26 protein-coding genes and 1 pseudogene are annotated in these 25,278 nt (G+C 61.5%); 12 read left to right on the top strand and 15 right to left on the bottom strand.

All coding sequences use genetic code 11. The annotated features are described in order from the left end of the window. Positions 1–218: 218 nt before the first annotated feature. Positions 219–1,163, bottom strand: coding sequence for an alpha/beta fold hydrolase (locus ACVZUB_RS05505; RefSeq protein WP_047269548.1), 945 nt, complete (start codon positions 1,161–1,163; stop codon positions 219–221). 219 nt (positions 1,164–1,382) lie between these two features. Between ACVZUB_RS05505 and ACVZUB_RS05510 the strand changes: the two genes are divergently transcribed. Further along, positions 1,383–1,520, top strand: a complete 138-nt coding sequence (locus tag ACVZUB_RS05510; RefSeq protein WP_003945592.1) for a hypothetical protein — start codon at positions 1,383–1,385, stop codon at positions 1,518–1,520. Here the strand turns inward: ACVZUB_RS05510 and ACVZUB_RS05515 are convergent. Continuing rightward, complete coding sequence (locus tag ACVZUB_RS05515; RefSeq protein ID WP_042452547.1) at positions 1,502–2,263, bottom strand: SDR family NAD(P)-dependent oxidoreductase; 762 nt, start codon at positions 2,261–2,263, stop codon at positions 1,502–1,504. The two genes, ACVZUB_RS05510 and ACVZUB_RS05515, sit on opposite strands and share 19 nt — an antisense overlap. A gap of 205 nt (positions 2,264–2,468) precedes the next feature. Here ACVZUB_RS05515 and ACVZUB_RS05520 point away from each other — a divergent pair, with 205 nt between their 5' ends. Then, the gene (locus ACVZUB_RS05520) at positions 2,469–2,597 is read left to right on the top strand and encodes a hypothetical protein (RefSeq protein ID WP_003945944.1); all 129 of its coding nucleotides are present in this window, start codon (positions 2,469–2,471) and stop codon (positions 2,595–2,597) included. Positions 2,598–2,706: 109 nt separating this feature from the next. On the opposite strand, the gene ACVZUB_RS05525 is transcribed toward ACVZUB_RS05520, so the two are convergent. Further along, positions 2,707–3,552 carry a glycosyltransferase family protein gene (locus ACVZUB_RS05525; protein ID WP_482628214.1) on the bottom strand — a complete coding sequence of 282 codons (846 nt, stop codon included), beginning with the start codon at positions 3,550–3,552 and terminating at the stop codon, positions 2,707–2,709. Positions 3,553–3,660: 108 nt separating this feature from the next. Between ACVZUB_RS05525 and ACVZUB_RS05530 the strand changes: the two genes are divergently transcribed. The 3 genes from ACVZUB_RS05530 (at position 3,661) to ACVZUB_RS05540 (ending at position 7,469) form a co-directional block, all read left to right on the top strand. Further along, positions 3,661–4,896 carry a cytochrome P450 gene (locus ACVZUB_RS05530; protein ID WP_058039133.1) on the top strand — a complete coding sequence of 412 codons (1,236 nt, stop codon included), beginning with the start codon at positions 3,661–3,663 and terminating at the stop codon, positions 4,894–4,896. Continuing rightward, positions 4,893–5,456, top strand: a complete 564-nt coding sequence (locus tag ACVZUB_RS05535) for a TetR/AcrR family transcriptional regulator (RefSeq protein ID WP_042452540.1) — start codon at positions 4,893–4,895, stop codon at positions 5,454–5,456. Before ACVZUB_RS05530 ends, ACVZUB_RS05535 begins: the two co-directional genes overlap by 4 nt. 99 nt (positions 5,457–5,555) lie before the next feature. Continuing rightward, positions 5,556–7,469: an alkyl/aryl-sulfatase gene (locus ACVZUB_RS05540; protein ID WP_209448377.1), complete on the top strand. Its 1,914-nt coding sequence runs from the start codon at positions 5,556–5,558 to the stop codon at positions 7,467–7,469. 34 nt (positions 7,470–7,503) lie between these two features. Here ACVZUB_RS05540 and ACVZUB_RS05545 read toward each other — a convergent pair whose 3' ends face one another. Genes ACVZUB_RS05545 through ACVZUB_RS05555 form a run of 3 tightly spaced genes read right to left on the bottom strand, consistent with a single transcriptional unit; the run spans position 7,504 to position 10,111 of the window. Further along, the gene (locus ACVZUB_RS05545) at positions 7,504–8,124 is read right to left on the bottom strand and encodes an L-threonylcarbamoyladenylate synthase (RefSeq protein ID WP_003945756.1); all 621 of its coding nucleotides are present in this window, start codon (positions 8,122–8,124) and stop codon (positions 7,504–7,506) included. Positions 8,125–8,150: 26 nt separating this feature from the next. Then, on the bottom strand, positions 8,151–8,576 hold the full coding sequence (locus ACVZUB_RS05550) for a MerR family transcriptional regulator (protein WP_064688682.1): 426 nt from the start codon (positions 8,574–8,576) through the stop codon (positions 8,151–8,153). Positions 8,577–8,611: 35 nt separating this feature from the next. Beyond that, on the bottom strand, positions 8,612–10,111 hold the full coding sequence (locus ACVZUB_RS05555) for a SulP family inorganic anion transporter (protein ID WP_482628215.1): 1,500 nt from the start codon (positions 10,109–10,111) through the stop codon (positions 8,612–8,614). A gap of 297 nt (positions 10,112–10,408) precedes the next feature. Between ACVZUB_RS05555 and ACVZUB_RS05560 the strand changes: the two genes are divergently transcribed. The 4 genes from ACVZUB_RS05560 to ACVZUB_RS05575 all read left to right on the top strand — a co-directional run bounded on the left by ACVZUB_RS05560 (position 10,409) and on the right by ACVZUB_RS05575 (position 13,978). Beyond that, positions 10,409–11,623: an Ig-like domain-containing protein gene (locus ACVZUB_RS05560; protein ID WP_482628216.1), complete on the top strand. Its 1,215-nt coding sequence runs from the start codon at positions 10,409–10,411 to the stop codon at positions 11,621–11,623. A gap of 55 nt (positions 11,624–11,678) precedes the next feature. Beyond that, on the top strand, positions 11,679–12,797 hold the full coding sequence (locus tag ACVZUB_RS05565; protein ID WP_234550647.1) for an Ig-like domain-containing protein: 1,119 nt from the start codon (positions 11,679–11,681) through the stop codon (positions 12,795–12,797). Positions 12,798–13,085: 288 nt separating this feature from the next. Further along, positions 13,086–13,454: an Rv1352/Rv1906c domain-containing protein gene (locus ACVZUB_RS05570; RefSeq protein ID WP_029537646.1), complete on the top strand. Its 369-nt coding sequence runs from the start codon at positions 13,086–13,088 to the stop codon at positions 13,452–13,454. A 353-nt stretch (positions 13,455–13,807) separates the two neighbouring features. Then, entirely contained in the window at positions 13,808–13,978 is a 171-nt protein-coding gene (locus ACVZUB_RS05575) for a hypothetical protein (protein ID WP_007734610.1), read from the top strand. A gap of 16 nt (positions 13,979–13,994) precedes the next feature. Here the strand turns inward: ACVZUB_RS05575 and ACVZUB_RS05580 are convergent. The 3 genes and pseudogenes from ACVZUB_RS05580 to ACVZUB_RS05590 all read right to left on the bottom strand — a co-directional run. Further along, a pseudogene (locus ACVZUB_RS05580) lies at positions 13,995–14,738 on the bottom strand (HNH endonuclease family protein); the annotation flags it as partial. Between the two features lie 78 nt (positions 14,739–14,816). After that, positions 14,817–15,182, bottom strand: a complete 366-nt coding sequence (locus tag ACVZUB_RS05585) for a pyridoxamine 5'-phosphate oxidase family protein (protein ID WP_223304675.1) — start codon at positions 15,180–15,182, stop codon at positions 14,817–14,819. A 113-nt stretch (positions 15,183–15,295) separates the two neighbouring features. After that, a complete protein-coding gene (locus ACVZUB_RS05590) occupies positions 15,296–15,664 on the bottom strand; it encodes a roadblock/LC7 domain-containing protein (protein WP_020906454.1) in 369 nt (122 codons plus the stop codon). 704 nt (positions 15,665–16,368) lie between these two features. Between ACVZUB_RS05590 and ACVZUB_RS05595 the strand changes: the two genes are divergently transcribed. Next, the gene (locus tag ACVZUB_RS05595; protein WP_003945723.1) at positions 16,369–16,839 is read left to right on the top strand and encodes a hypothetical protein; all 471 of its coding nucleotides are present in this window, start codon (positions 16,369–16,371) and stop codon (positions 16,837–16,839) included. A gap of 7 nt (positions 16,840–16,846) precedes the next feature. Here the strand turns inward: ACVZUB_RS05595 and ACVZUB_RS05600 are convergent, their stop codons facing one another. The 3 genes from ACVZUB_RS05600 to ACVZUB_RS05610 all read right to left on the bottom strand — a co-directional run bounded on the left by ACVZUB_RS05600 (position 16,847) and on the right by ACVZUB_RS05610 (position 20,054). Continuing rightward, the gene (locus ACVZUB_RS05600; protein WP_075832379.1) at positions 16,847–17,770 is read right to left on the bottom strand and encodes a DUF2797 domain-containing protein; all 924 of its coding nucleotides are present in this window, start codon (positions 17,768–17,770) and stop codon (positions 16,847–16,849) included. A gap of 65 nt (positions 17,771–17,835) precedes the next feature. After that, a complete protein-coding gene (locus ACVZUB_RS05605; protein WP_482628217.1) occupies positions 17,836–18,492 on the bottom strand; it encodes a DUF305 domain-containing protein in 657 nt (218 codons plus the stop codon). Continuing rightward, positions 18,489–20,054, bottom strand: coding sequence for an LVIVD repeat-containing protein (locus tag ACVZUB_RS05610; RefSeq protein ID WP_482628218.1), 1,566 nt, complete (start codon positions 20,052–20,054; stop codon positions 18,489–18,491). The genes ACVZUB_RS05605 and ACVZUB_RS05610 overlap by 4 nt, the downstream gene beginning before the upstream one ends. A gap of 178 nt (positions 20,055–20,232) precedes the next feature. Here ACVZUB_RS05610 and ACVZUB_RS05615 point away from each other — a divergent pair, with 178 nt between their 5' ends. After that, positions 20,233–20,820 (top strand): TetR family transcriptional regulator, encoded by a 588-nt coding sequence (locus ACVZUB_RS05615; protein WP_475845629.1) that lies wholly within the window; start codon positions 20,233–20,235, stop codon positions 20,818–20,820. 45 nt (positions 20,821–20,865) lie between these two features. Next, positions 20,866–22,002: a GIY-YIG nuclease family protein gene (locus tag ACVZUB_RS05620; protein WP_042452510.1), complete on the top strand. Its 1,137-nt coding sequence runs from the start codon at positions 20,866–20,868 to the stop codon at positions 22,000–22,002. A gap of 81 nt (positions 22,003–22,083) precedes the next feature. Here the strand turns inward: ACVZUB_RS05620 and ACVZUB_RS05625 are convergent, their stop codons facing one another. From ACVZUB_RS05625 to ACVZUB_RS05635, 3 genes are read right to left on the bottom strand one after another with little or no spacing between them, the layout of a single operon-like run. After that, entirely contained in the window at positions 22,084–23,301 is a 1,218-nt protein-coding gene (locus ACVZUB_RS05625) for a Dyp-type peroxidase (RefSeq protein WP_007734620.1), read from the bottom strand. Further along, the gene (locus ACVZUB_RS05630; RefSeq protein WP_285181414.1) at positions 23,294–23,794 is read right to left on the bottom strand and encodes a copper chaperone PCu(A)C; all 501 of its coding nucleotides are present in this window, start codon (positions 23,792–23,794) and stop codon (positions 23,294–23,296) included. Before ACVZUB_RS05630 ends, ACVZUB_RS05625 begins: the two co-directional genes overlap by 8 nt. A 25-nt stretch (positions 23,795–23,819) precedes the next feature. After that, on the bottom strand, positions 23,820–25,250 hold the full coding sequence (locus ACVZUB_RS05635) for a PepSY-associated TM helix domain-containing protein (protein WP_054781348.1): 1,431 nt from the start codon (positions 25,248–25,250) through the stop codon (positions 23,820–23,822). Positions 25,251–25,278 lie beyond the last annotated feature (28 nt).

A 25,278-nucleotide genomic window follows, 5' to 3' on the forward strand; every position in this document is an offset into this window, starting at 1 on the left:
CGGAAATGCTTGGCCGAGGAAGGCCTGAATCTCACGCTACGCGCGTACCCCGACACATTCCCAGGGTTCGAGAGCTTTGGGGCATGTGTCCGTTTCGCGTTCCCCGGTGGGCCGGACCTGCCAACGTAGACGACCGCCGAATCGTTCTTGATACTCCGAAGTTGATGGGGCACTTGCTCGATCGGCAAGGGCGTTCCACCGGGGAGTGTTGGTACGTGTCAGCTCCTGATCAGCCCCGTGCGATCGAGCCACGCGAGCGCATGACGGGTGAACTCGTCCGGAATCTCCAATTGTGGGGTGTGGCCGGTGTCGCCGAGAATGATGGTGGTCCAGTGTGGATGTGCAGCAGCGGCTGCCCGTGCGGCCTCGACCGGGACAAGCCGATCGCGATCGCCGTGCATCAGGAGCGTCGGAGTCGTGATCTCTCGCAATGTCTTTCGATAGGAGGCAGGACGGGCGAGGGTCATCAGCAGTGACCGTGCTGCCTGAAGGAATTCGGCATCCTGGGTAGGTTCGTTGCGGCGAATCGCCGTCAAGGCAGCGCCCGCGTCGAGGACCGCGGGGTCGGCTCGCGTCGGATCGGCAAAACACAATCTGGTCATCTGAGCGGCCAACTGCCGGTCTGACATCTTTCGGCGTCCGAAGCCGAGAACCTGCTCACCGACGTACGGCATCGAGTAGAGCGCGAATTGGGCGGCGACGGTCAGATCGGGAAGTTGGACGGGCAGGGGGAGCGCCGGATCCACCAGCACCAGGCCGGCGACTGATTCGGGACTGGCATGGGTCGACATTGCCGAGACCATTCCGCCCATGGAATTGCCGAACAGGACGGCGGGCTCACCCACCACTGTGTCGAGAAAGCGATTCAGAAGTACTGCGTTGGCGTCGACGCCGGTGTGTCGCCCACGGGCAGAGGTGAGTCCGAATCCGGCGAGGTCAAGTGCGTACACGCGCGTGCGCGCCGCCAGCGCCGGTGCGACCCGCACCCAGTTCAGGTGCGAGCCGCCCAGACCGTGAACGAGCACGATGGGCGGCGCTCCGCTGGGACCGCCGAAGTCGATCCAGTGAACGTCACCGCCGAGATCGGTGATGTTGCTTGTCCCGCCCCACGGGTGTGTGAGGGTGCTTCCGTCGACGAGTTGGGCCGAAACAGCGGATTCCATACATGCCAGGATGCACCGAGGTGTCGTCGTAGTCACGCACTCGTTCCGGTTCGGGATCCGAATATGTGTCATCGATCACGGCTTCTCAAGAAGCTCAGGAAACGGGCAAAACGGAATTTGACTGGTGTTCAGCACTTTTCGAGGCTGTCGCCGCTTTCCGACGGCCGTGGCGCGCGTCCGGCGGAGGTCGGTTCGGGCATACTGAAAACCATGTGGTGGATGGTCGGGCTCATTGTTCTGGCCGCCTTGGTTTTGGCATCCGTTCTGGTCGGTTTCGTTTTCCGCCGCCCGATCGCCGAAGCCAAGTCGGCGGTGCTTGCCTTCGACGACGCCAGCTCTCAGCCCCAGCGCGACTGACCACCGTCGAGCGGAATTGTTGCTCCAGTCAGATACGCGGCATCCGGGCCGACCAGGAAAGCCACCGCGGTTCCGATGTCCGTTTCGCAGTCGCCGATCCTCCGTAGCGGAATCCCGGCAACAAAGGCGGCAGCCTCCTCCGGGCGTGCATCTGCCCACCGCTGCAGCCCCGGCGACGACGCGTGGGGAGCAACCGCGTTGACCCGGATCCCGTCGACGCCCCATTCGCATGCTGCCGCGCGACTGAGGGCTCGGACGGATTCCTTCACGGCCGCGTAGCCGCCGTAGCCGGCAGCGTCCCAGCGGACGGCCACGGAGCTGACCATGTTGATGATTGCCCCGCCGCCGCGCTCCTTCATGAACGGGTAACAGGCTTGCATGGTTCGCAGAGTCGCGACGGGGCCGGACGTCAATCCGTCGGCAAGGCGCTCCGGAGTGAGGTCGAGGACGTTGCCGAGCGGGTTGAGGCTGGCGTTGTTGATCAGAATGTCGACGCCGCCGAACAGTTCCACCGTTCGCGCCACGGCTCCGGTGATGGAATCCGCGTCGGCGATATCCATGAGCACCGGTTCGGCACGGCCTCCGCGTTCGGCGATCTCGTTACATGTGACGACGAGTTTCGACTCAGTGCGGCCCGCGACCGCGACGGAAGCGCCCTCCTTGGCGAGCGCAAACGCAACTCCCTGGCCGACGCCTTGCCCTGCGCCAGTGATCAGGGCCACTTTTCCATCCAACTTGCCCACTGCTGTTCTCCTGCTCGTCATTTAGCGGTTGTCGAATAGTTGTCCGCTCCGTGCAATATTTGTCTCGGCGTCCTGCTGGGCGAGATGTGATCTACATCCCACTTGGTGGTACGACTTTTAAAATCGGGCGTCTTACAGATAATGTGAGCGCCGTTACACACCTGGCGCGAGGCACGCGCACACATTCCATGATGAGGAGATAGACATGGGTTCCACAGCAGACGACCTCAAGGCTTGGGAAGCAATCGGCAAGGGCATCGGCGGAGTTGCCGGTCTCTTCGCTGGTGTTATCGCAATCATTTCTGCAGTCACCGCTGCACAGTCGCTTTCCTGATCCGTTTTTCGGATAGGTAGCACTCCGGCCCGCGACCTGAAGGCATTGCCTTCGTGGACGCGGGCCGGAGGTTTGTCTGCACCTGAATATCTGTGTCTTGCAGGCACATTCAATTCTGTGATACGTCCATTGCTGCCGGAACATCCACACCTTCTTCGTGGACCTGAGGTCCGAAGTTCGGCAGCGGAGTGTAGTCGAGCATCGCCTCCGAACCGCGGTAGTGGCGGAAGTAGTAGAGCGATCTGTCCGGCCGCACCAGGCTGTCCGGTTCGCTTGTCTTCCATCCCCAGTGGACGTCTGCTCGCAAAATCTCCGACAGCCTCAGTATGTTCTTGCAACCATGGCTCTGTAGCCCAAGGCATTTCAATTCCTCGACGTCTCGCAATTGTCCGTCGCGCGTCCACCTGGATTCGTAGACCAGAGCATCGAGAACGACGCGGTGCGAACCCGCTTGAGTAACGCCGGCAAGTAGAACCTCCCAGTCCAATCCTGGTGCGTGTTGGAGGTATTCGTCGGCGTCGATGAATGCTGCCCATGCGACGGTGTCGCGGTACCGGCTCACGTAATCGACGTACGCCTCTACCTGTCCGTGCACGATCCGACCGTCCGCGTCGCGCGGTTGCCAGTCGACGATCGTCACCGGAAGGTCGTGCAGTTCTTTGCGGAATGCGACCTGAACTTCACTGTCCGACATCGATCGGGTGAAGGCGCCGTAAGAGTTGCCTCTCTTGTCCTCGCTGCGGCCGTGCCAACGGTTTAGACTGAATGCGCTTGTCTTGCGGGTGGACCCGACGGAACCGGTGTTGTCGTAGAGAACAACCTCCCAGCCTTGCTCGATGTGGTGCAGGCACCAGTCTCTGATGAAGGGGAGATGTTCGCGGGGGAGCAGGACCGCAACCACGGCGCGGCGCCCGGCGTCAGCGCTGTTCGGATGATTCTTCGGATCCGTGATCACCCGACACACGATAGTGCTCTGCGTGGATGCGAGTTACTCAATGCTGCTCGTGGGAACGGTTGATCGTAGAACGTTGACACATTCGGCTATTTGTCTCATAGTCGAGTCATGACAACTTCTGTGTCACATTCGCCACGGTTTGTACCTTCCACCGGGGAGTCCTGGCGTTCGCCCTGGGCCATGTACGACGCATTGCGCGAGAACGACCCGGTGCACAACGTTGTGCCGGAAGCTGCGCCGCAGGACGACTACTGGGTGCTCACCCGTCACGAAGACGTCTACAACGCCGCTCGCGACTACGAGACGTATTCGTCGGCAAAGGGATTGACCACTGTCTACGGTGAACTCGAACAGATCGGGATGCAGGACAATCCGCCGTTCGTGATGCAGGATCCGCCAGTGCAGTCGGAGTTCCGGCGCATGGTGTCGAAGGGTTTCACTCCGCGTCAGGTATCGGCGGTCGAGCCGATGGTTCGCGAATTTGTCGTCGAACGTATCGAGGCGCTGAAAGCGCGTGGCAGCGGCGATATCGTCGTCGAGCTCTTCAAACCGTTGCCGTCGATGGTTGTCGCACACTATCTGGGTGTGCCGGAATCGGACCGTGACCAGTTCGACGGCTGGACCGAAGCCATTGTCGCTGCCAATTCGGCAGGTGGTGTGGCCGCGGCAGCGACGACGGCGCAGGCCGCCACCGGTGAGCTGATGATGTACTTCGCTTCGCTGATCGAACGCCGCAAGGACGAACCGGGTGACGACACGATTTCGCACTTACTCGCCGCTGGACTCGGTGAAGACGGCGACATGTCCGGCTTGCTGTCGATTCTGGGCTTCGCCTTCACCATGGTGGCCGGTGGAAACGACACCACGACAGGAATGCTGGGTGGTTCGGTGGCGATGCTGACCGAACGCCTCGACCAGCGTCAGATCCTGCTGGACGATCCCGCATTGATCACCGACGCGGTCGACGAGTTGCTTCGACTCACCTCACCGGTCCAAGGACTGGCACGCACCACGACGCGAGATGTGGCCTTGGGTGGCAAAGTGATTCCGGCAGGACGTAAGGTTCTGCTGATGTACGGTGCGGCCAATCGTGATCCCGAAAAGTACGGACCCGACGCGGCGGAGTTGGACGTCTTGCGTCGACCGCAGAAGATCCTCACCTTCAGCCATGGCGCCCACCACTGTCTGGGGGCGTCGGCAGCTCGGATGCAGGCTCGAGTTGCGTTGGAAGAGTTACTCTCCCGGATTCCCGACTTCCATGTCGACATCGACGCGATGCAATACGCGCCGGGCAACTACGTGCGCCGTCCGCTCTCGGCTCCGATGTCGGTGACTCGGCCATGAGCAACGACTGGCTCGGCGAGGGGCGCGCCTTGGCGGCAGCCGAGAAGATCCTCGACAGTGCGGCACAATTGTTCGTCGAGAAAGGCGTCAACGCGGTCGGTATGGCGGAGATAGCCTCTGCTGCAGGATGTTCCCGAGCCACCTTGTATCGGTACTTCGAGAATCGGCAGGCTCTTCACATTGCGTTCGTTCACCGCGAAGCTCGCAGGCTGGGAACTGCGATCGCGGAATCGGTAGCGACCATCGACGATCCGAGTGAGCGTCTGGAGACGGCCATACTCACTGCAGTGTCCGCGGTGCGTAGCACTCCGACGTTGGCTGCATGGTTCGCCCCGGGCGATGCGAGTCTTGCCGGTGAACTCGCCAATTCGTCCGACGTCATCAACGGACTTGGTGTCGCGATGCTCGGTGAACTCGGAGCAGGCACAGCGTCGCGGGCACGCTGGATCGTGCGGGTGATCCTCTCGCTGCTCATGGTGCCGGGGGCGGACGAGAACGACGAGCGGACGTTGGTGCGTGAGTTCGTCGTTGCGCTGTTGATTGCTGGACGGGCCACCTGATCATCCCTTCCGGGTGATGTGCGAGGGCTGCGTGGGGATCGAGGATGAACCGATATCCCGACACAGGTCACCGCGAGTTCCCGAGGAGCGTAAGAGAAGATGACTACACCGTCCGAACTCGACCCCAAGCCCGCCACCGAAGCGACTCGCCTGGCAAATGCCCAGGTTCTCCGTGACCTTCCTTTCGGCGACACCTTCGACTTCGAACTGATTTCTCGAGGTCTCGTGGCACCGCTCATCGATGGCGGACTGGTCAAAGGTGACAGAGGGCAGTTCATCTTCTCGTACGACGCCTACGGGTTCGCCGACGGCGATGCACCGGATACCGTCAACCCGAGTCTGTGGCGCCAAGCCACTTTGATGGGAAAGGGCGGTGGACTGTTCAAGCTGGCTGATCGTCTGTACCAGGTGATCGGCCAGGACTTGTCGAACACGACGATCATCGAGGGCGACACCGGGTTGATCATCGGTGACACTCTGATGTCCGCGGAAACAGCCGCTCTCGCGCTGGAGTTGTACTACCAGCACCGCCCGAAGGTTCCGGTCAAGGCAATCATCTTCACGCACTCCCACGGCGATCACTTCGGCGGTGTCAAAGGATTTGTCACCGACGAAGAGATCGAGTCCGGTGCCGTAAAGGTCTACGCACCAGACAGTTTCACGGAGGAAGCGATTTCCGAGAACGTACTTGCCGGCACGGCGATGACACGTCGCGGAATGTACATGTACGGATCGTTCCTGCGTCCGGGGCCACAAGGGCAGGTATCCGGTGGTCTCGGCCTGTCCACTTCGCACGGCACTTCGACGTTCGCCGTGCCTACCGACGTCATCACCGAACCGGTGCACGAAGAGGTCATCGACGGTGTGCGCGTGACGTTCATGCTCGCGCCGGGAACCGAAGCGCCATCCGAAATGCTCTTCTATTTACCAGATTTCAAGGCGCTCGGGTCAGCTGAGGACGTCACGCACACGATGCACAATCTATACACGTTGCGCGGCGCCAAGACTCGCGACGCCAAAGCGTGGTCGCACTACGTGCGTCTGGCAATGGAACTGTTCCCCGACGTCGAAATCATCTTTGCGCAGCATCATTGGCCCACGTGGGGCAACGACAAGATCTTGAAGCTGATGTCGGATCAGGCAGATCTGTACAAGTATCTGCACGATCAGACGTTGCGCCTTGCCAACAAGGGACTGACACCGGTAGAGATTGCCGACCAGATCGAGGTACCCGACGCCATCGGAAAGCAGTGGTACAACCGTGGGTACTACGGTTCGCTCAGTCACAACGTCAAAGCGATCTACACCTTCTATCTCGGTTGGTTCGACGGCGTTCCCGCTCATCTCAATCCCCATCCGCCGGTGGAGAACGGCAAGCGCTACGTCGAAGCCGTCGGCGGGCCGGACGCACTTCTGACCAAGGGCAAGCAGGCGTTCGACGACGGAGACTACCGCTGGGCCGCGGAGTTGGTGAACCATCTGGTGTTCGCCGATCCGAGTAATCAGAAAGCGCGAGAGTTGTTGGCGGACACGTACGAACAACTCGGCTACCAAGCCGAGAACGGTACGTGGCGCAACTTCTACCTGGTCGGAGCGATGGAATTGCGGCATCCGCTGGCGCCGATGCCGTCCAACAACCCCACTGGCCCGGCCGTGGTCGCAGTGATGCCGCTCGAACAGATGCTGGACTTCTGGGCAGTTCGCCTCGATGGCCCGAAGGCCGCCGACGTCGACCTGTCGTTGCGATTCGTATTGTCCGACACCGCGGACAACGTCCTGGTCACAGTGCGCAACGGCGTGCTGAACTACGGCATGGACAAGGCAGATGCTTCGGCCGCCCTGACTCTGACCTTGACCCGTGCCGTGTTCAACGAGGTGTATCTGGGAACGACCTCGCTCACCGAATCCATCAAGGCCGGAACGGCAAAAGCTGTGGGAGATCAGTCCGAACTGGAGACGTTCATCTCGCTGCTGGAGGACTTCGATCTGTGGTTCGATATCGTCACGCCGTGACTGGTCGACTCCATGATGTGGCCCGGGCGGGGGATCATTCGAAACGAGAAGGATCTCCCGCGCCGACCCGCACGATTTCGGGAACACCGGACGAATAGTCGACGACTGTGGTGGGTTCGGTTCCACAGTCACCCGAGTCGATGACGGCGTCGAGTTGGTGGTCGAGTTCTTCCTTGATCTGCCAGCCGTCCGTCATCGGTTCCTCGGCGCCGGGCAGGAGAAGGGTGCTGGAGAGGATGGGTTCACCCAACTCTTGCAAGAGTGCCCGCACTACCGGGTGGCTGGGGATACGCACTCCGACGGTCTTCTTCTTGGCGTGTGCCAGCCGACGCGGAACTTCCTTCGTGGCGGGAAGGATGAACGTGTACTGCCCAGGCGTAGCCGCTTTCACCGCGCGGAACGCCGAGTTGGTGACGTGGACGAAGTGCCCGAGCTGCGCGAAATCGGCACAGACCAGCGTGAAGTGATGGTCCGAACGCAGATGACGGATCTCGCGGATCCGATCGGTGCCCGAGTGATTGTCCATTCGGGCGCCCAGGGCGTAGCAGGAGTCGGTGGGGTAGGCGATGACCGCGTCGTTGCGCAGCATTTCGACGATCTGGCTGATCGCGCGCGGCTGCGGGTTTTCCGGGTGAACGTCGAAGTATCGGGCCATCAACTCAGCTTAGTTCAGCTTGCAGATCACGAATGCCGTTCACCGTTGAGACTGTGGTCGGCGAGCAAACCCGTCAGCTCTTCGGCGTAGGCGAGTTGCTTACGTAAGTGTGTGCAGCTTTCTTCCGCCCGGGTGTGGCAGTCGGTGACGAATTCGGTTGCAGCGGTGCGCGTTGACGTGTCCGAAGCTTCGTCGCCGAGCACTGCCAGAGAATCGAGAAGTTGTTTCATTTCTTCGAGACTGAATCCGAGCGGCTTCATTCGTCGGATTACCAGTAGCCGTTGGACATCGGCCTCGGTATAGAGGCGGAATCCTCCGGCGCTCCGCTCGGACGGAGTAACCAGACCGACCTCGTCGTAATGACGAATCGTCTTGATCGACAGTTCGGTGCGTTCGGCAACCTGTCCGATCTGCATGTTCGGCCCTTGGCCCGCATGTTCCGGCTCAGACATCACTCCCACTTTCCTCGCGCTGGGCCTCCATACTCTCAGTGACCGTCACCCAGGCGACCGGACAGGCGCAGGTGGCGCTCGGCCGATGCGTCGTCGAGCCCCACGATCTCGACATTCTTGCCTCTGGCCGCGTACTTGGTGGTGATGGCGTCCAGTGTCGCGACGGTCGACGCGTCCCAGACATGAGACTCGGACAGATCGATGACAATGTTCTTCGGGTCGCCGGCGTAGTCGAACTGGTAGATCAGATCGTTGCTGGATGCGAAGAACAGTTCGCCTCGAACCGCATAGACACGGGTGTCCTCGTCCGGATGCGCGACGTCGATCACTTCGGTGAGATGCGCGACGCGGCGAGCGAAGATGACCATCGCGGTGATCACTCCGACGATCACGCCGTAGGCAAGATTGTGGGTCGCGACGGTGACTACCACGGTGACCAACATGACCACTGTCTCGCCGATCGGCATGCGGCGCAGGGTCTTCGGATTGATGCTGTGCCAATCGAAAGTGCCGACCGAGACCATGATCATGACGGCCACCAATGCGGCCATGGGAATCAACGCCACCACATCGCCGAGGCCGACGACGAGTATCAGCAAGAACACGCCCGCCAGGAAAGTCGAGATTCGAGTGCGAGCGCCGGAGACCTTGACGTTGATCATGGTCTGGCCGATCATCGCGCACCCTCCCATGCCCCCGAAGAAGCCGGTGACGATGTTCGCGACGCCTTGGCCCCACCCTTCTCGGGTCTTGTTCGAGTGCGTATCCGTGACGTCGTCGACGAGCTTGGCCGTCATCAACGATTCGAGGAGTCCGACGAGCGCCATGGCCAATGCGTACGGCGCAATGATCGACAGTGTGTGCATGTCCAGGGGGACATCGGGGAACAGTAGCGTCGGTAGGCTCGACGGAAGCTCGCCCTCGTCGCCGACGTTGGGGACATCGAACGCGAAAATGACTGTGGCGGTTGTCAGTAGCACGATTGCCACCAGTGGAGCCGGGACGGAGTTCGTCAGTTTCGGCAGGAATACGAGTATCAGAAGTGCGACTGCAAGGAGTGGGTAGACGAGCCACGGAACATCGATCAGGTGGGGGAGTTGGGCGATGAAGATCAAGATGGCGAGTGCGTTGACGAATCCCACCATGACGCTGCGCGGAATGAAGCGCATCAACCTTGCGACGCCCAGGAGGCTCAGCACGATCTGGAGAAGGCCGGCCAGAAGGACTGTCGCAATCAGGTAGTCGATTCCGTACTCGCGCGTCAGTGGAGCGACGACCAGTGCGACGGCGCCGGTAGCTGCGGAGATCATTGCGGGTCGTCCGCCGACGACGGCGATGGTCACTGCCATCGTGAACGACGCGAACAGTCCTACCCGCGGATCGACGCCGGCGATGATCGAGAACGAGATCGCCTCGGGAATCAGTGCCAACGCCACGACCAGTCCGGCCAAAACCTCCGTTTTGAGACGGTGAGGTGACCGGAGCGCGGCCCGAACCGAATTGTCGTTGGTGGATGAAGCGATGGTTACTGCCATGAGATTCCGTCCTGACGAGGTTCTCATACTCTACCCTCCTGTAAGGGTAGAATATGAACGGAGTTCTCACTACGGCGCGGATTTCTGTCGAATTGTGTTTCCCCGCAGTGGATCTCGAATCGCGAGATTGACCGAAAGGGGCAACGCTCGCGGTGGCGGTCAGATGTGACGACCAGTAACCCTTACCAAGTATTTACCTACTGTGTGGTGTTTGTTTATTGAAAAAGGGTCAACTCGGGCGCTGGCTCCGTTACAGTTCGGCGGCAAACGACAATCAGGTTGTTCCGAGAGGGCATCATGTCAAAACGCCTACTGAATGCTGCGCTCCTTACCGGCCTCCTTGCCGGTGGAACCGCTGTGGCCGTGATTCCGGCAACCGCGGCGCCCGTTGCAGAAACCACGTCGACAACGTTCCAGGTCACGTGCCGCGCAGTTCCGAGTGCGTTCTCCGGTCCTTCGTCAGACGGAAAGCCTGCTACGGTGCGGGTTTCGGCTCCGACGGTAGTCGCGCCAGGTCAGGTCTTCGACATCGACGTGGATCCGGGTAGCGTCCAGATCCCGAACGATGTGAGCGGCGCAAGCGTCAAGAAGATCTCGCGTCTGAAGATTGATCTGCCGATTCCGACCAACGCGGAGTTCGTTTCGGCGACGGTCACCGATCCGGGCAATGTTATTGCCGGGAAACCTGCTTCGGTGATTCGTGTCAACGAAGACGGCACTCCCGCAGCGGACGGTCCGATACTCCGGTTGTCCGGCGCAAACGAAGCGATCGGCAACAGTCCGTCATCGTCGTCGGGTGCGCACGGCGGGCTTGCGATCAATGCTCAGTCCGGAGTCGAGACCAACATCGTCTTTCCGAAGATCAGAATCACCGTAAAGGCCGGGCCGTCCGGCGCAGTCGAAACCAATGTCCGGACTTCGGGTGCTGCAGGTACTTTCGGCGGGCCCGAGTCATTTTTGACCTTCCTCCCTCAGGTCAGTCACTGGCTCGCGGGAACCATCTGGGCGCCCACATCCTGCTCGCCGCGCGACGCTGAGACCGGCCCCCTCAATGCCGGTGCCGGCGCCCTGGCATCCACGAAGATCGACGGGGACCTGGGGCCCGTTGATCCTGAGCCAGGCGCGGACATCGTGACTAAGCTCGAAGGACCGGCTACCGCCGCGACCGGTACCAAGGTGTCTTTTGCTTCTCACGTCGATCCGGAAAACACAACGGGAACAGTACAGTTCATGGTCGACGGCAAACCCGTCGGTGACCCGCGGCCGGTGGTTCGCGGTATTGCGCGCCTGGATCTCACCTTCGGTAAGGCGGGTACCAAGTCCGTGACTGCAGTATTCACCGCTACCGGAGACGAGGCGAAGTACACGTCGGCGGCACACGTACTCACGGTGACCGGTGACACCACAGGTCCGGTCGATCCCAACCCGACCGATCCGGGCACCCCGGGTGGTCTCGGCAGCCTCGAGTCCGTTCTGCCGCAGCTGCCGACGGGTTCGCTCGGTGGCAAGTGATCACGGTCCTACCTCACTGAACTTTCAATGGCCGAGTTCTTCTGAAAGGCAACACATGAACCCCCGCACTCTGGCAGTTTGCGCTGTCGTACCAGCACTCGCGGCCGGACTCCTCGCTGTGTCCGCGCCGGTGGCAGCGGCTTCCGATACCGTGACGCGGACAGTTTCCTTCGAACACAAGTGCCGGGTCGACGGCGCCACCGATTGGGATTCGTCGTTCTCCGACAACATGGAGGTAACGGCGCCCACGTCCGTGCGTCCCGGCGAACAGTTCACAGTGAAATTGCATCCAGGCACCATGCGTAGTTCGGATTCGGACACCGGTCGTATCAAGTACGACATCGCACTACCGCAAGGGGCAACCCTGGTTTCGTACTCCCTCGTCGGTGATTCGTCGTCCAACTTGACCGGCGAGACTGCGGTGCTGCTCCGGGTGGGCGCAGACGGAAACGCGAACCCGGCGGGTGAGTACCTGCGAATTACCGGTACCGGCAACAAGACAGTCAACGACGGTCCGAGCGCGAACGACAACAAGCCCAAGGAAGGACTGCAAGTCAAGGCCAACACGGACTTTCGTTTACCGGCAGTCGAATTGAAACTCGAAGCTCGGTCCGACGAGGGAAACGCGACGACGCACCTGCGCGCCGGGGCGACGAGCCCGAGCATCAAGATCAAAGACACGAGCATGAGTTTCGGTGAGTCCCGGTGGGTCAATGCCGCTGGGTATTGTGTTGCTGCGGGCGAGGGACGCAGCGCCCTCTCGACTACCGAGGTCTTCAAAACCAACCAGACCGAGACGATGGTCGCTGTCGCACTGGAGGCACTGACGGGCGAAGACGTCAAGATTGCGGCGAGTATCGACCCGAACCCGGGTGAGGGAACGGTCGAGTTCTTCGACGGCGATACGAAGATCGGCAGCGCCACAGTCGATTCCAATGGCCATGCAGAACTGGTCTGGCCGTTCCGCGACCAGGGCGAGCATCGCATCACCGCAAAGTTCTTGGGTACCAAGAAGTTCAGTTCTTCGGAATCTGCGGACAAGACCGTGACCGTCACCGTGCCTGGTGTCATCGTCGTCGAGCCGGTGGATCCGACGGAACCGGAAACTCCTGGTGGAACCGGAAGCCTCGGGGACATCTTCTCGAAGCTGCCGACGGGCTCGCTCGGAGGCTGAGTCACCCAAACGGCAGGGGAGCGTCGACGTTTCGGCTCGAATGCGGGTGTGTGATCGAATACTGGAATGGCAGGTTCGAATCATGCCGAGAGCCGCAACGCCGGCGTTCTCTGATCTTCTCAATGGGAGTCTCCGTCACGGAAATCGGGCCAGAACCACAAAAGGTAGCTCACCAAAACTGGTGCCCTTTTACTACCGTTAGTTGAAGAACTGCGCGAACCGCGGGTTCTTACATCAACAAGCCTTCGAACTCGCCGCTGCGGTTCAGGTATGAACAAGGTAGGGAAAATGCGCAAGGTTAGTTTGCTCGCGTCCGCTGCAGCAGTAGCTGTCGGTGTGGCAATGATCGGGACGTCTGCGGCCTCAGCAGCGCCGGGAACGATTCCTGGTCACGGACTGTTCGACGTGCCGTGGGAGGTGTTGCCGGGAACCTACACGACGTCTGGGCCCGTATCAGCTGACATGCCGTGCATATACGGCCGAGCGAAAGTCGACGGCGATGGTGAATTGAATGTCCTCGAGTTCGAAAGCACCCTCGAACCGGCGACAGTCACGATTCTCTTGACGGATTCTCGCTTCACCACCGCATATTGCGCTGATTGGAAGCGAGTGTCGTCAGTCGGATCGTTGGATCTCGGATCACTTTTCGGGTCATAGACGTCGCCGCTCTGATTCCAGATGGGCCTCTGGCCGTGGCCACGGACCTCTGCCATCTCGGCTAACGCTCGCCTCGCGGATGTGCTCGTTCGTCTCGAGTTTCCGACCACTCGTCGCATGAGTCCATGACCAGGGACTTTAGCCCTCGGTAATTACCTACCAATCGGTATATTCTGCGAAGGTACGGACTTCGTGAACCGATGTGAGTTGGCTCCGGGGGACGTGCCGGCCTCGCAGGACCGCCCGCAAAGTCAGCCCGGTGAGGCCACCGGAGTTCGCGCATTTCGACAGATTGCCGCTGGGTCCGTCCGCTACGAGGGGAGCGGACGGACCTGACAGCACGAGAGAGTGCCATGCCTGAACGTGGTCAAAGCAGAGTGGACGCGGGGATCATTGCCGTCGTCGCAGTCATCACCGGTGTGTTCGTCGCACTGACCGGTCACGGTCTGGTTGCAGCGCTCGCCACCGTAGTGGGCCTCGCGCTCGGAATGGCGATTGTGCGGTATCTGATCAAGGGCCGCTGATCATCGCAAGAGTTCAGCAGGTCGCGAGAATGTCTGCGATGGTGTCGTGTTCGGCTTGGGTGACCCACAAACCGTATGCCGCTTTGACTTCCACTTGGGCAGTCACGTACTGGCAGCGGTAGGCCTTGTTGGGTGGCAGCCACGACGCCGCGTCGGAATCCGACTTCTTCTGGTTCGTGGGCCCGTCGACAGCGCGCAGGTTTCGAGGGTCGTTGGCCAGATTGGTTCGCGTCTGTGTATCGAGCTGTTGTGCGCCCTTCTGCCAGGCGTCCGAGAGTGCGACTACATGATCGATCTGGACTGCAGAAGACGTGTCCTGGCCGCGGGTGAACGCGATGGTCTTGTTCGTGTACGGGTCACGGAGCGTACCGGTTTGGACCGAGCAGCTTTTGGAGCCGTCCTTGAATGTCAGGTCGGTGAGGTCACGCCGCAGGATGTCGTTGCGGGTATCGCAGCCGTTGTGGCCGAATTCGACGGTGACGTCGTCGGTCCAGGCGGTACCGAACAGCGCGCGGTCGTATCCGGTCTTGGGTGCGCGTCCCTTGACGGGGATCTGTGCCAGCAGTTCAATTGCGGCGGACGAAGGAGCCGAGGCTTCGGTCACGACCGTCGTGGTGACACCGGATCCGATTCCCGAACCGAGAGAAGATGTTTCGGGCGCGTCGGCGTTGGAATTGGCGCAACCTCCCAGCACGATCACGGCAGCAATGCCGATGGTGACGCCGGTGATGCCGCGCCTGTGATGTGCCGTGCGTGCCATGTGTGAGAGTCCATTTCTGCGAGAGATGAACTACAAGTATGTCATTCACGACAATTCGGGCCTAACCGGCACTGTCTGTCAGTCTGGTCGAAGGAACCATCGAGTCACCGGGACCGAGACGAGGACCCGCGGACCGTCACGAGTTTCGTCTGCGGCATCCCAGCCGTCGTACTTCTCGCCGAAAAGTCTCAGGAGGTCGACGAATTCGCCGACGTCGTGATGAATTGTCGCGAGGCCCTGTGCGATCCACGGGTCGCCAGCGGATCCGTCGACTGCCAACGAGACCCGAGGATCGTCCAGCAGGTTCCGAACCTTGCGATTCTGCTCAGCGCTCGGTATCCAGAATGTGTTCTGATGCAGTAAGAACCAGACCGGAGTCGTGTGCGGCGAGCCGTCGCTTCGGAGGGTGGTCAACCACACGCAAGGAGCATCCGCGATAGTCACGGTCCCAGTATCGGCGCCGGCGCGCGGTTCACCAATCGAGGGTTCGGAACGAACAATGCCCGGCCCTCGCCGTCGGGCGAGGACCGGGCATTTGTCGGGGTTGGGGTGGAGCTTCAGATCTCGATCTTGGGGGTCTGTTCGCCCAGCTTGTGGCGGGCCAGCGCCAGGTTCGCACGTGCACGGTCCAAAACGAGGTACACGAACAGCGTCGACAGTCCGGGCGTCTCGAGGACGCGAATGAGGTGGTACTGGTTGCTCAGGGTGATCAGGATGTCTTCCAGGGTGTCGGTAATCCCCAAGTTACTCATCGTGCGGAGCTTTGCTCGCACAACCTCGGAGTTGCCGGCGCCGGCGTACTCGAGGCTGAATGACGGGTTGCCGCTCATGCCGAGAACCATTCCGCTGTCGGCGTCGACGACGGCTGCACCGCTGGCACCGTCGATGCGCATCAATTCGCCGAGGATCTTGTCGATGTTGCTCATTGCTTCTCCTTGGTAGGGCCGAGTCGCGCGGGGCGACTCCAGGTGATGCTTCGGTGGTGAAGTCATCGGTACATTTCGAGGTGGAATTGTTGGTTGCGGCGTCGGGAGTGGGTCGGGCGGCAACTTTTCAGTTTGTGAGATTTGTGGGCTCGTTCCGTTCGGTGCAGATGGGCGGCCATTCGACGACTCGAATTCGTCGATGCGGTCTGCGGGTAGCCAGCCGTCTCCGGCGGGTGCGTTGAGTGGCCGTCTCGTATCCGTCTCGTAGTCCGGGGCCGGCGGCTGGAGTTGCGGATACACCGGTGCGGTCAGCGGTCGCTTGTACGGAATCGGCTGACCACCCGCGTCGGCGACGTTCGCGAACCAGGCGGCGTACCCGGGGTCGCTGCGATCGAGGTTTTGCCCGCGATCGTCGTCTTCCTCGCGGGAACCTCGTCGACGAAAAAGTCCCACTCGTTCCAGCCCCTTATATACGAACTATTTCCGATCGGAGCGTTCCGGATGAACGCGGCAGACCGGACAATCCCACCCGTAGTTATTTTGCAGTTAAGTCACCGTAGCATGGGTTCGCGAACGGGGCATACAGTCCAATCCCGCAGTCGGGAGGGCGAGGCGCTCGGATTCGGCAGGATGCTCGGGCAATCGGCGCTGACGGGCGACGCCGGTCCGTTCGAGCGCCAGTGGCCCTCTGGCATCCTTGAGGGATGAAGAAAACGATCACCGGGTTCATCGGTGCCTGCTCGCTGGTGGCGCTGGTTGCCTGCGGTTCTGACGGAGACAAGCCGACCGAGGTCGGAACACTCACTTCCTCTGCTTCGGCGACCACCACGGCGACGTCGACGACGTCATCCGAGGCTCCGGCGACGTCGTCGGAAATACCTACCGAGACCCCTTCGGTCGACTCGAGTGCTCCGGCTGAGGTCCCGTCCGACCCGAATGTGAGTTCGGCACTGCCACGGACCTACGCGCAGGCGTGCTCCGACGTTCTCCGGTACCTCGACGCATACCAGCCGGCCATCGACGAGTCCGGAGAGGAAATGGGCATGACGCGTGAATCATTGGCAAACGACATGCTGACCTCCATCCAGGCTTATCCCGAATGGTCGAGCCTGTCTGCCGACGAGCAGGCCGAGGTCACTCGCGGATTCGCCGCAGCGACCGCGGGAAGTTGCTGACCTACTTTCAGAACAACGATTCCTGAATCGCCACGCCAGGGGACTCGAACTCGCCGACGGTGATGGTTCGACCGACCAGTCCGGACACGTCCGCGACAAAGCGTGGCGATTCAGAGTCGGGGTCGATCCACAGCGAGGCGATCGAACCGGCAAGGCCCTCCAAATACAAGGAATGTTCGCCGGACTCGAAAGTGTGCGGATACGCGATCAACGGTGCCGCATCGAAGACCACGTCAGCGCACGCCGGCGCCGTCCATTCTTCGGGAGCCTCCAGGATCTCGATTCCGTCGATGTCCGATCCGATGTCATTCAGCTCGTCTTTGATCGACGATACGAAGTGGTGCAACGACTTTCGTAGTTTCTCTCGATCCAAGGGCCCTGTCAACGCTTCGATCTTCCGAGACGTACGTATTGCCTGGCTCAAGTGGAAGTGCTCCGAAACTCGGGCTTCGAGGGCGCGAATGCTGTAACCGTCCGTCGACCGCGCTACGAACAATGCGCAGACTGCCCCTTGTTCGGCGACTCGCGGATGCTTGCGGAACTCGGACGCCGTCCCCACCTTCATCTGGCCGCCGGCGAATACGTCGACGTAGAGCCATTGTGGTTGTGCGAGGTAGGTACGCACATTCGGATGAATGTGCGCGCCGCTGACGTGTGCCTGATGAACCGTGGTGAACCCCTCACGATTTCGGCATCGGTCGCATTGGCGTCCTGCGGTGACCGTCGCCCCGCGGTCGCACGGCGAGTGTCCTGGACCTTCGGCGGTGAGATCTCGCCAGCCGAGGCAGCGGCGGCCCTTCGTCTCGTCGACGGAGAATCGCAGCACCGAGTCGTGAGTGAAGAAGGTCGTAGCAGCAGTGGTGTCGTCGACGCATCGGATCCGCGGTGCTGTCGGGTTCGACCAATCGATTCCGCGAACAAGCAGGGTCATGATGAAGTGTCGATTCCTTCTGTAGTTCGCAGGTCGACACCTATGGTAGTCACTGGACATGCGGGTCAGTGCAGTGGTTGTGCCCCACGTTGTTCGAGCATCAGTGTCATCAGCCCGGATTCCTGACTCTGGGTGTTGATCATGTCGCGGGCGGACTGTTTCACCGGCCCGCTCTCGAGCAGGGCATCGGCGGCCTGCGCCATGGCGATCCCGCCACGGTGGTGGCGTTCCATCAGTTGAAGGAAAAGGACCTCGGCGTCGAGCCCGCGAGCGCTGCTCAGTTTCTCGAGTTCTTCGGTCGTAGCCATACCCGGCATGGAGTCGGTCTCGGTGTCCAGCGTTGCCGGGTGATGACGAGAGTCGCTGGCGCCTCTCGGCGACGCCTCCACCCACGCCATCGGCGTTCTACTATTCGGCGGGACACCGGCCAACCTCAGCCAACCGAGCATGACACCGATTTCCGTTCGTTGAACATCGTCGATCTGCTGGGCCAGTCTCGTCACCGCCGGGTCCACATCGGGACTCAGACGCGCGAGAATGAAGAGGGCCTGTTGATGGTGGGCCGCCATGTCGTGCACCAATCCGATTTCGGTTTCGCTCAGAACAGCTCTCTGCGTGTGGTTCTCGGGTGCGAACAGGGGACGTAATGCTGCGCCGAGTACGAGCAGCATCAGTGCCGCGGCCACGAGTGCGACGGCTTTGACCGATCGCGGCGCCGTCATGATCCCACGGTCGTCTTCTGGTCAGCCGGTGGTGTGTAGACACCGTTTTCGAGTTGCATGGCAACAAAGCCGTTGTCGGCGCACGTCGCCCACAACGTGGTCCCGCGCCATTCGGGCGGGGAGAAGCACCAATCGGTCGAGATGTCGCCGAGAGCGACCATGCCCGACCGCGAACTCAGTGCTTGGCCGGGGTCGAACTGGCCCTGCGCGATCGACTGCGCGATTGCCGGGGTGCTGAGAACGGGTACCCCGATGAGCGACGCGAGAGCGTGTGGCGAGTTGGCGAGTTCGAGATTGCCGCCGGTCCGAGCAGGTGGGTTGAAGTACGCAATTTCGTGGACGTCGAAGGGATCTCGAACATCGAAGACCCGAATCCCGCTCGAGATCCATCCACATGCCAGCGCCGTCGGGTCGACCGGGCGATCTGCCGAACAGTAGTGAGATTCGTACGCGAACAGCGATCCGCCGGCAGCAGACGCCAGCGCAGCGTCTTGATTCTCCGGCAGATTGATTTCGAGCTTCACCGAATTGACGACCGACGGTTCGTCGTCATCGGAGACGTCGATCAATTTGACTCCGCCGGAACCACCTTCGTCGACGGTGAACAGGTACGGCGAACCGTCGTAGGTGACCGGAATGCTGTGTTGGGTGGCCCAACCGTCGGTCCACGAGAGCTGGGACAGTTGGCGCACCCGAGGATTCGGGACGCGGCGCTGAACCTCACTGATGTCGAGGACATGTATTCCGCCGAGATTGTTCGACAAGTACATGCGATTTCCGTCGGGACTGATTCCGAAGCCGTGCGTCGACAACCCGATGAGGTCCTGCCAGACGACGCGTGGGTTGGCGGGATCGGTGAGATCGACGGCGCTCACCACGCCGGGAGCGGTGCCGGAAGACCAGTAGGTGTTCCCGTCCGGTGAAAATCCTCCCTCGTGATTGGTGATAGGCAGCAGCATCCCCAGATCGGTTCCTGGTCCGGGGTTGAGTAGTTTCGGGTGCGCGCAATCGGAGATGTCGTAGACCGACATCAGGCCGACGCCGGTCAAGAGCGGAACGCCCGTGCCCACCAGCAGCTTTCGCGCGGTGTTGACCTTGAGGCTCTCCCACGTTCCGGCCAGCATCGCGGGTTCGGTCAGCGTGGCGGTGAGAGCGGGATTGGCAGGATCCGACACGTCGAGAACTTGGACGCCCTGGGTGGGGCCCAGGAGGTTCCCGGGGAAGAAACTGCCGACGTACGAGCAGTGTTCGAAGTTGGTGGACGTGATCCCGCCGCCGCGACCCGAGTAGCCGCCGATCTGAGACATGTTGCAGCTGTAGCCGTCTCGGCTGCGTCCGCTGTTTCGGTCCTCGGCCGGAACATCACCCTGCAACCCGGTCTCGGGCATCGATCCCGGGCCGCATTCGGCGCGGCTTGCGGCGGTGGAAGCGACACCCGGATTCTCGTGGATCGAGCCCGGGGCAGCGGCGGGCTCAGCCGACGCGACGCACACGGGAAGGACGGTGATCAAGGCGACGAGTGCGATGGCAGATCTGGTTCTGATGGTCGTGAACGATTTCATCGAGTCCAACTCCCGGTGCGGGATTGCCTTTCGTATCTCACGGGCAGACGTATCTCACGGACAGGCAGCACGGAGGGCAGGCGCGTGTTCGAGCGCTCACGACGATCGGGTCGGGGTGTGAACCGGTGTCGGGCCGCAACCAACCGGACAATGCTGTCCGGTTGGTATCGTAGTGTGCGTGACATCGTCTGGCCGCGTCAATAGCGGATCTCTCAACAGAGGGCCGAGAGATGCGGCGCGCAATCGTGCGGCACTCGTCTCAGCAGCTCGTGAGGTGTTCGCCACTCAGGGTTTTGCTGCTCCGCTCAGCCTGATCGCCCGCACGGCCGGCGTCGGTCAGGGCAGCCTCTACCGGCACTTTCCCACTCGCGAAAGCCTCGCACTCGCGGTGTTCGACGAGAACATCGTCGAGCTGCAAGATATGGCTGCCGATCCGGATTCGACTCTCGACGATCTTTTTCGATTGTTGGTAGACCAGATCACCACCTCCATCGTGTTCGTGGAGGTCATCAAGCCCGTCTCCTTCGGCGACTCACGACTGAATTCGGCAGGCACCCGCCTGACCGATCTCCTCGAAGGACGCCTCGAGGAGGCGCGTCGAGCTGGGAAGATACGCGAGTCCGTGACTGCTGAGGACGTGATCCTGGCGATCGCCATGTTCGCCGCGATCATGGAACGGACTGCCGAGTGCTCGCGAAAAGAAGTCGCGCACTCGGCCTGGAACCTACTTGTGCAGGGACTGGCCGGGCCGGCAGCGGCGGGCTGAGTCGCGTTCGCCTCGCGTCTCGAGGTGATCGCCTAGGCTCGTGGCATGGCTATTGTCTGGACAGTTCCTCGCGCTATCGGCTCCACTTTGCTCGTTGCTCCGTTGATCAAGGAGTTCCTTGTCGAGGGTGACGGCACCCTCGATGCAAAACTGACTGCGGTCGGTACGGTCTCTGCCTCTCTCGAGAAGCAAGTCGGCCGCACGTTCACCTCGATCAGCGCTGCTTCGGCGGCAATCTTTTCCGGTGCTGCCGGTTCCACCAGCGTGCCAGACGCACTACGTCTGGCCGTGATGCGCACTCTGTCCACCGAGGTCGTCGTCAGGAAGCCCGCTCCGCAGCCGTTCTCCGAGAAGGTCGGTAAGAGACTGGGGCAGTACGTCTTTGCTTTGCGTGACCCGCGTAACGACCAGGTGTTCCATGTCGGGCACGGCACGGGAAATCAAGTATTCGCGCCGGTATTCGAAGCGCTCGGTGAACTCGCGAACCTCGAAGGAGCGGACGCTCCGGTCGAGTCGAATGCCGCTGTGACGGCAGCCAAGATCGCTCGGATCCGCGAGATCTACGACGCAGGTTCGGCGGTGGAGCACTTCGTACTCCTCCGCTCGGTCTCTGCCGCCACGGATTCGGCCGCCACTACCGATGAGGTCGTCCGAGGCATCGTGGAAGCCTTGCGGATCACCGACGCGGGAGAGGGTCTGACCAATCTCGCAGGCGATACCTCGGACAAGGACGCCCGTGCGACCCGCGTCGAGGAACTCGCATTGCGCTACTCGGCTGATCCCGCGCCGGAACTCCCGACGCCGAGCATCGTCCTCCACGTACCGGCCTCCGCCCGTCCGGGAGCAACGCCGGAAGAGATCTACGAACTCGCGCGCGCCGAGTGGTCTGCCGGTGCGGCTGTTCGTGCCGAGATCGGAATTCCCGTTCTGGTGTTTGCCGACAGCATCATTCGTGGTGCCTTCCGTGCTCAGTCATGGGAGGTGTCCACCCGCAATGCCGACGGAAGCCAACTGTGGCGGTTCAACGGAACCGTCGACGACGAGCTTGCTGCCAAGTACGTCGGAACCGAGGTCACCCCACACAACGTCGGACTGAAGAAGTGGCCCGTCAGTGGTTGGGTCACGAGGTTGACTACCGCCCGTCCAGGTGCGGTCATGCCGGGACCTCGTAAGTCCAAGTAACGCAACAACTTCAGGTAGAAGGAATTGTGGGGGCGGGATCCGTTCGGATCCAGCCCCCACAATATCGTTGCCCGGGGGTTGTCAGCCGAGCAATCCGCTTCCCAGATAGTCGTTCTCGGTGCATCCCGGCGGAATGAGATACACCGCAGAACCGATCGGCGTCGTCCACTCGTTGAGTGCGTCGAAGTCACTCAATCGCTGTTGGACCGGTAGATATTGCTCGGCGATGTCCCGTTGGAATGCTGCGAAGATCAATCCCGAATTCGAGGTCTGCCCGCTCTCGGGTGCGTCGTCGTAGTTGTATGCCCGACGGAAGAACTGCTCCTTCTCATGCGTCTGGTGGGCTCGCGCGATGTGTGATCCTGGCGGGATCACCGGAATCCCGAACTTGTCCGTGAGTGTGAAATCCGCTTCGTCGAATTCGTTGGTTCCGTTGAGCGGAGCGCCATTGGACAACGTGCGCCCCATCGTGAGTTCGCGCCCCGAACGGTCGAGTTCGTCCCAGGTATCCATTTCCATGCGAATGCGTCGCAGTACCAACGAGGTTCCGCCCGCCAGCCACGACTGACCCGCGCCGTCGTGCCAGATCAGTGAATCGAAATCCACTGTTCCCGGAGCAGGATTGACGGTCCCGTCCACTTGGCCCATGAGATTGCGCATCGTGGTTCCCTCAGGCGTGGTGCCGCGAGCGTTGCGGAATCCCTTTTGCGTCCACCGGATGGTTGTCAGTGATCGGACGTTCTTGGTCAGAACTCGCACAGCATGAGCAATGGTCACCGGATCGTCGCCACAAATCTGCAGCAACAGGTCCGATCCGCCCCATCGATCGTCAAGTCGGTCGATCGCGTAGCTCGGCAACGGCTCGAACCAGTCCGGTTGACGTGCTTGCAATCCCAGCTTGGTGAACAGGCCAGGGCCGTAGCCGACGGTCACTGTCAAGCGTGCCGGATCCACAGCCAGTTCCCGTTCGGTGTCCGCCAACGCCGGGTTGCCCGCGGTGAGCCGTGACGCATCCTCGGACCACATCTTCATGATTCCGACGACGACTGCTCGATCGGTTCCAGGCAAGAGGTCGAACCCGATGAAGGTGCCGTGCGCTTGCGGCGTGGTGTCGATGCCGGCTTGGTGGACTCCGTAGAACGGTTCCACCAGCTTGCCTGCTTGCTGCTCCTGTTCGCTGCGCTCGACCACTGTGGTTGCGCCCCAGGTTATTCCCGCCACGCCGAGCGCGGCGGCGCCTCCTCCGAGAAGGCGCCGCCGACTGACTGCTCGGCTGGGCGGGTTCGTGTTCTCAGCCACCGTGATTCGGGTCGTAGTTCTCCTGATTACCGGAGAAGTCGCGAATCTGGGCTGTGAACGTGGTGCTGGAACCGTCGTCGTAGATCAAGGTGAGGTCGGTTTCTGCGCCTGGGAGCAGCGGCGCGGACAGGTCCATGAACATGAGGTGGTCACCGCCCGGGGTGAGGGAGGCGGACCCGTTGGCAGGGACCAGGAAACCGCCGTCCTTGGGACGCATCGTCATCGTTCCGCCGTCGCCGGTCACGACTTCGTGCAGTTCGAGTCGAGACGACGCGGGGCTGGTGGCCGAGACCACGCGTACGTCCTTGTCACTGGAGTTGACGAGTTCGGCGAACGCCGCGCTCATTCCTTCCTGCGCGGCCTTGACCCATTGATCCTGAACTGTGATGGATTGTGCACCTTCGGTTTCCTTGTCGGAGTTGGAAGAACAGCCGGTCAGGGCGAGAGCTGCGGACAGTGCAACAGCTGCGAATATCTTTGTGCGAACAGTCATGTGTGTCTCCGTAATTCGTGAAGTGTCAGGTGGTGGCACGGCGTTTGAACGCCGCAATGCACAGGTCGATCAGCAGGAATGCGAGAAGGCTGATGCCGAGTAGCGGAACGAACCAGCCGACCAACGCCGTGATCGCGACGAGAGCAACGAGGCCGACCGGGGAGAGGTTGCGGATTCCGCCGCGGGCAGGAACCCGGCCGACTGCCCAGTCGGAGCCACGAGTGGGGCGTCGGCGCCACCACATGATGTAGCCCCGAATGACCACGCTGACCAGTGCGAGTGCCAGTGCGGCGAGTGCGATCTGGTTGGCAAGACCGAACAGCAGGCCCATGTGGAGTTGGATTCCCCAGGCCGAAAGTTTGGCTGCGAGTGGCCAATCCGAGAACCACAACTCGTCGGTGACCTTTTGCGTCGCTCCGTCGATTGCGATGGTGTTGTTGCTGTACACCCAGGGCTGACGTGTCTGGGCGACGGTGAACGCCGTCTCGGCGTTCGCGGGTATCGATACTTCGACAGGACCGGTGATCCCGTTGTACCTGGCGATACCGAGGACGGTGTCGACGCGTCCGACGTTGGTGTCCGTCAGCGTGCCGGTGGCGGCGGGGGCCATGTCGTGACCCTCGTGCCCGCCTGTCGCCGGAGGGGGAGCGTCGCCGAGAGTTTTCACAACTGAGGGCGTCGTCCAACTCAACGCGGTTCTCAGATTGCTGACGTTCTCTCCGGCGTAGGTCGACCACGTGAGGCCGGTCGCCGAGAGGAAGACCAATGCAACTGCTATCCAGATGCCGACGACACCGTGCCAGTTCAGGGTCCGGCTTCGTCCGGTGGATGCTCGGTCGATCGTGAGCAGTCGAGCGTTCCGGGCGGTGCGGTAACGACGGAACCAGAGGTAGACACCGCCGAGTGCGACCACCCACATCCACGACGCGGCCAATTCGCTGTAGAGGCGGCCGGGTTCGCCCAGGTGAAGGTGGCGATGCAGTTGGGAGATCCAGGTTCGCAGCGGCAGCGAACCACTGCTTCCGTAGACCGCCAACTCGCCGACCGGCTGTGCGAGTACCGGATCGACGAAGACGGCGAGCCTCTCCGATTCGCCCAGTGACGGATCGGTGAACAGGACTCGGGTGGTTTCGCCGGCAGCAGGGGACGGACGTACTGCCGAGACGGTCAAGTCGGGGCGGTACTGCTGAGCGGAACGGATCTGATCGTTCAGTGACGCGATCTGTCCGGTGGTGTCGGTCTGGAGGTAGTCGCTGTAAGCGAACTTCTCGATGGTGGGTGCCATCGCGTAGAGACCACCGCTCAAAGCGGCGATGAGGATGAACGGTCCGATCAGGACGCCGGCGTAGAAGTGCAGACGCAGGATCAGTGGTCTGGCGCCGCCAACCTGCTTCTTCGGGGGAGAACTGTCGTTGGACGCGCGCGTCTGTGCGCGCTCCAATTCGGGTGCGGACATGCGTGTACTCGATCCCGCCGTGCGCCTT

It is taken from the genome of Rhodococcus sp. OS5 (assembly GCF_056837585.1).

Excerpts from the sequence above, each read along its gene's own strand:
- ACVZUB_RS05505 (WP_047269548.1), bottom strand. The coding sequence starts at position 1,163 with ATGGAATCCGCTGTTTCGGCCCAACTCGTCGACGGAAGCACCCTCACA.
- ACVZUB_RS05510 (WP_003945592.1), top strand. The coding sequence starts at position 1,383 with ATGGTCGGGCTCATTGTTCTGGCCGCCTTGGTTTTGGCATCCGTTCTG.
- ACVZUB_RS05520 (WP_003945944.1), top strand. The coding sequence starts at position 2,469 with ATGGGTTCCACAGCAGACGACCTCAAGGCTTGGGAAGCAATCGGCAAG.
- ACVZUB_RS05530 (WP_058039133.1), top strand. The coding sequence starts at position 3,661 with ATGACAACTTCTGTGTCACATTCGCCACGGTTTGTACCTTCCACCGGG.
- ACVZUB_RS05535 (WP_042452540.1), top strand. The coding sequence starts at position 4,893 with ATGAGCAACGACTGGCTCGGCGAGGGGCGCGCCTTGGCGGCAGCCGAG.
- ACVZUB_RS05540 (WP_209448377.1), top strand. The coding sequence starts at position 5,556 with ATGACTACACCGTCCGAACTCGACCCCAAGCCCGCCACCGAAGCGACT.
- ACVZUB_RS05545 (WP_003945756.1), bottom strand. The coding sequence starts at position 8,124 with ATGGCCCGATACTTCGACGTTCACCCGGAAAACCCGCAGCCGCGCGCG.
- ACVZUB_RS05550 (WP_064688682.1), bottom strand. The coding sequence starts at position 8,576 with ATGTCTGAGCCGGAACATGCGGGCCAAGGGCCGAACATGCAGATCGGA.
- ACVZUB_RS05555 (WP_482628215.1), bottom strand. The coding sequence starts at position 10,111 with ATGGCAGTAACCATCGCTTCATCCACCAACGACAATTCGGTTCGGGCC.
- ACVZUB_RS05560 (WP_482628216.1), top strand. The coding sequence starts at position 10,409 with ATGTCAAAACGCCTACTGAATGCTGCGCTCCTTACCGGCCTCCTTGCC.
- ACVZUB_RS05565 (WP_234550647.1), top strand. The coding sequence starts at position 11,679 with ATGAACCCCCGCACTCTGGCAGTTTGCGCTGTCGTACCAGCACTCGCG.
- ACVZUB_RS05570 (WP_029537646.1), top strand. The coding sequence starts at position 13,086 with ATGCGCAAGGTTAGTTTGCTCGCGTCCGCTGCAGCAGTAGCTGTCGGT.
- ACVZUB_RS05575 (WP_007734610.1), top strand. The coding sequence starts at position 13,808 with ATGCCTGAACGTGGTCAAAGCAGAGTGGACGCGGGGATCATTGCCGTC.
- ACVZUB_RS05590 (WP_020906454.1), bottom strand. The coding sequence starts at position 15,664 with ATGAGCAACATCGACAAGATCCTCGGCGAATTGATGCGCATCGACGGT.
- ACVZUB_RS05595 (WP_003945723.1), top strand. The coding sequence starts at position 16,369 with ATGAAGAAAACGATCACCGGGTTCATCGGTGCCTGCTCGCTGGTGGCG.
- ACVZUB_RS05600 (WP_075832379.1), bottom strand. The coding sequence starts at position 17,770 with ATGACCCTGCTTGTTCGCGGAATCGATTGGTCGAACCCGACAGCACCG.
- ACVZUB_RS05605 (WP_482628217.1), bottom strand. The coding sequence starts at position 18,492 with ATGACGGCGCCGCGATCGGTCAAAGCCGTCGCACTCGTGGCCGCGGCA.
- ACVZUB_RS05610 (WP_482628218.1), bottom strand. The coding sequence starts at position 20,054 with ATGAAATCGTTCACGACCATCAGAACCAGATCTGCCATCGCACTCGTC.
- ACVZUB_RS05620 (WP_042452510.1), top strand. The coding sequence starts at position 20,866 with ATGGCTATTGTCTGGACAGTTCCTCGCGCTATCGGCTCCACTTTGCTC.
- ACVZUB_RS05630 (WP_285181414.1), bottom strand. The coding sequence starts at position 23,794 with ATGACTGTTCGCACAAAGATATTCGCAGCTGTTGCACTGTCCGCAGCT.
- ACVZUB_RS05635 (WP_054781348.1), bottom strand. The coding sequence starts at position 25,250 with ATGTCCGCACCCGAATTGGAGCGCGCACAGACGCGCGCGTCCAACGAC.